This is a genomic window from Streptomyces sp. HSW2009 (assembly GCF_040240285.1).
Lineage (GTDB): Bacteria > Actinomycetota > Actinomycetes > Streptomycetales > Streptomycetaceae > Streptomyces.
Genome location: NZ_JBEHZD010000668.1, coordinates 1 through 3,714, shown reverse-complemented (window position 1 = coordinate 3,714; position 3,714 = coordinate 1). Strand labels below are relative to the sequence as shown.

Annotated in this window: 3 protein-coding genes; 1 reads left to right on the top strand and 2 read right to left on the bottom strand. The window is 77.1% G+C overall.

The features are described from left to right. Together AAHZ94_RS30445 and AAHZ94_RS30440 are read right to left on the bottom strand one after the other, a co-directional pair. Window positions 1-282, bottom strand: a 282-nt coding sequence (locus tag AAHZ94_RS30445; RefSeq protein WP_349996952.1) for a hypothetical protein, incomplete at its 3' end; no start/stop codon positions are given. Then, window positions 279-1,616 (bottom strand): PspC domain-containing protein, encoded by a 1,338-nt coding sequence (locus AAHZ94_RS30440; RefSeq protein WP_349996951.1) that lies wholly within the window; start codon window positions 1,614-1,616, stop codon window positions 279-281. The genes AAHZ94_RS30445 and AAHZ94_RS30440, both read right to left, overlap by 4 nt. Window positions 1,617-2,012: 396 nt before the next feature. On the opposite strand from AAHZ94_RS30440, the gene AAHZ94_RS30435 reads away from it, so the two are divergent. Then, a partial coding sequence (locus AAHZ94_RS30435; RefSeq protein ID WP_349996950.1) for a protein kinase domain-containing protein occupies window positions 2,013-3,714 on the top strand: 1,702 nt, incomplete at its 3' end.

The window sequence follows — 3,714 nt, the reverse complement described above, 5'->3', positions numbered from 1 at the left end:
GAGCGCCTCGTGGCCCTCGCGGAGGCTGGCCATGGGGAGGTCGCCGAGCGGGGGCGGGGGCGGCGGCTGGTCGGCCTGGCGGGCGCGGCGGCGGTTGCGGCGTGCCGCGTGGGTCAGCGCGGTGACCAGCGCCGCCAGGACCAGGCCGGCGAGCAGCGCGGGCAACAGCACGAGCGGGTGCGGGTCCCAGGTGCCGGCCGCGTCCAGGCCGTACCCGACGGCCACCGCGACGGCCGTGGCGCCGGCGATCAGCCGGCCGGGTTCGAAGGTGTGCCCCTTCACCGCCGCACCACCGCCACCTGTCCCACGCCGACGTCGAGATCGAGTACGAGCGTGCCGCGGATCTTGGCCGCCGGCAGCAGCTCGCCGCCCGCCTGCGGGTGGATGGTCAGCTCGCGCGAGCGGCTGGGCGCCACGTCCACGTCGTCCTCCGGTTCGCCTGGCAGTTGGATGTCGCCGAGGCCCACCTTGATCGAGAGCCGCAGCGTCACGTCGCGCGGCACCGTCACCTTCAGCCGGCCCGCGCCCACCGACGCGTGCGTGGCGAGCGAGCGGTCCCGCCCCGGGCGCAGCCCCGACAGGTCGAGCTGGGCGTGCCCGGTGCCCACCTCGTACGCGTCGTGCAGTTCGGCCGCGCTGGTGGGCTGCCAGGTCTGCTGCCGCCACTCGGCCTTCACCGACTTGGGCAGTGTGGCCGCGCCCGCCAGCAGCGCGGCCGTGACGACGACGGAGACGATGGTGCCGGCGCCGGTGCGCCCGTACCTGCTGCTGAGCGCGAGGCCGACGCCCAGCACCGCGAGCGCGCACGCGAGGCCGATCTCCAGGCTGGTGCCGAGCGGCCGGGTCGACCAGGTGCTGCCGGTTCCGGCAGCCGCCGCGCACAGCGCCAGCAGGAACGTCCGGCCGGCGATCGACCCGCCGCGCGGGGCCGGCGCCGCGCCGGTGGAAGCGCCCGTGCGCGGGGCGTACGGGGTGTCGTCGGGGCCCCACAGATAGCCGGCCGTGGCGACCGGGCGGGTGGCGCCGGTGTGGCCGGTCGTGCCGTCCTTGACGATCGGGTCGCGCCACCAGGAGGGCGTGCCGGGGGCGGGCGGCGCCTGTGTCTCGGGCGGGGCGTCCGCGACCGCCTGGGCCGTCGCCGGGTCGACCGCGCCGTCGCTCTCCACGTGGCGCCGGTGCCGCGACCAGTACGCGGCGCCCACCGCGGCCAGCGACAGCATCATCGCGAACGACAGCACGCTGCCGTTGTTGATCATCGAGAGGAAGAGGCCGCAGCCGACGAGCGCGACCAGCACCGCCGTCAGCGCCGAGCCCTCCACCCGGCCGGAGAGCAGCCGCCGCCCCTCGTTGTCCTCCTCGCCGTAGAACGGGATGAGCAGCCACGCGAAGCCGTACGTCACCAGGCCGAGGCCGCCCGCGACGCCGAGCACGGCGAGCACCACCCGGAAGATCACCGGGTCCAGGTCGCAGTACCGGCCGAGCCCGCCGCACACCCCGGAGATCACCTTGTGCTCGCGGCTGCGGCGCAGCGGCGCGCGCTCGGGGCCCGGCTCGGTGGGTGGGGCGCCGCCGGGCGCCGCCGGGGCGCCGTCCTCGACGGTGGGTGCGTCGGTCATGCGCCCATGGTGTCAACCCCGTCCCCGAGATGGCAGCCGCCCCGACCCTGGCCGTTCCCTGAGATCGGCCGCATCCGTGCCCCCAAACCCCCCGGGGGGGCCGCGGGGGGGGTGGGGGGGGCCCCCGCCCCCCCCCGGGCCCGCGCGCCCGCCGGGGGGGGGGGGGGCGGGGGGGCGCCCGGCGCCCCCCCCCCCCCCCCCCCCCCCCCGCCGGTTCCCCGTCGATCGGCGGGGGGAGCCGGACCCGGGTGCCCGATACGGCATGTTTCGGACGGGCCGCGGAGTGCACTCGGCGCCGTACGCGGGGGCTCCACCGGCGCCGCAACGAGGGAAGATGGCAGACGGGCGGCTATCGTGGCGGTTCGAACGGTGCCGGGGGAAGCAGAGGGGTGTGCGGTGTCGGACGAGGGGCGGCTGGTCGCCAAGCGGTATCGGCTGGCGGAGCGGATCGGCCGCGGCGGCATGGGCACCGTGTGGAGAGCCGCTGACGAACTGCTCGGCCGCCAGGTCGCCATCAAACAGTTGCACATCTCCCCGCACCTCGCGGACGACGAGCTGGCGACGCTGTACGAGCGCACCCGGCGCGAGGCTCGCAGCGCCGCCCGGATCGCCCACCCCAACGTGGTCGTGGTGCACGACGTGGTCGACGACCGCGGCGTGCCGTGCATCGTGATGGAGTACGTGCCGTCCACCACCCTCGCCGACGTCGTCAAGCGCAAGGGCCGGATCGAGGTGGACGAGGCCGCCCGGATCGGCCGCGGCATGATCGCCGCGCTGCGCGCCGCGCACGCCGCCGGCGTGCTGCACCGCGACGTGAAGCCGGGCAACGTGCTGCTGGGCACCGGCGGCCACCCCGAGAGCGGTCAGGGCCACTTCGCGGACGCCGCCGCCGAGGCCGGCCGGCCGAGTTGGTCCCGCCGTGCCGATGAGGACGGGGCGGACGGCGACGGCAAGCGCCGCGGCCCGCTGGGCGACGGCCGGGTGGTGCTCACCGACTTCGGCATAGCCGTGGCGTCGGGGACCTCGACCCTGACCAAGACCGGCGAACTCGTCGGCTCCATCGACTACGTGGCCCCCGAGCGGGTCAAGGGTGGCAAGCCGGGCCCCGCGTCCGACCTGTGGGCGCTGGGCGCCACGCTCTTCCAGGCGTTGGAGGGGCGGCCCCCGTTCCGCAAGGACACGGCCTTCGAGACGGCGTACGCGATCGCCGTCGACGACCTGCCGCCGTTGCGCCACGCGGGCGTGCTCGCGCCGCTGGTGGAGGCGCTCCTCGACAAGGACCCGGACGCGCGCCCGTCGGCCGAGACGGTGGAGTGGACGCTGCGGGCCGCGGCGGCCGAGGCCGAGACGGAGCTGATGCGGCCCTCGCTGCTGCGCGACCAGACGGGCCGGCGCACCGCCGACACGACGCCGCTGGCCATCGCGGGACCCACCGCGCGCACCGGCACGCCGAAGGCGGACCCGCAGCCGTCCGGACCGGCCCAGTCCGGGCCGGCGACTGCGGCGGGGGGTACGAGCGGCGCCTCGTCCGGCACGGCGGCCGGTACGTCGTCGCAGCCGGCCACCGGGTCGACCGGGTCGGCGGCGGCGCAGGCCGCGGCGCCCGGAACGGCTTCCGGCGCGGCCCCGGGGACGCCGGCACGGGGCGAGACGGCTCCCGCCGACGGCCGTACGGACTCCCGTACGGATGCCCGTACCGACGGCCGCACCGCCGCCACGCACTGGAGCGCCGCAGCCCCACCCGCAGCGCAGGCGCCGCCACAGCACGGCTACCAGCACCAGACGCAGCAACCGCACCAGGCACAGCAGCCGCAGCAACAGGCACCGCACCAGGCACAGCAGCAGCGTCAGCCCCAGCAGCAGGCGCACCAGGCCCATCGGCCGCAGGCGCAGCAGCAGTCGCAGCACCAGCAACACGGCCAGTCGCAGACCCACCGGCAGCCGCAGCACTCCGAGGCCGCCGGCTACGGCTCCGACCACTCGACGACCGCGATCACGACCGTCACACCGCTGCGTACACCGGCCAAGCCGCGGCGCGGCCGGGCGCCGCTGTGGGGGGCGCTCGCGGTGGCCCAGGCCCCCGCCCGGGCCCGGGGCC

What these genes read in the sequence shown, in the direction of transcription:
- AAHZ94_RS30440 (WP_349996951.1), bottom strand. Translation starts at nt 1,616, where the DNA reads ATGACCGACGCACCCACCGTCGAGGACGGCGCCCCGGCGGCGCCCGGC.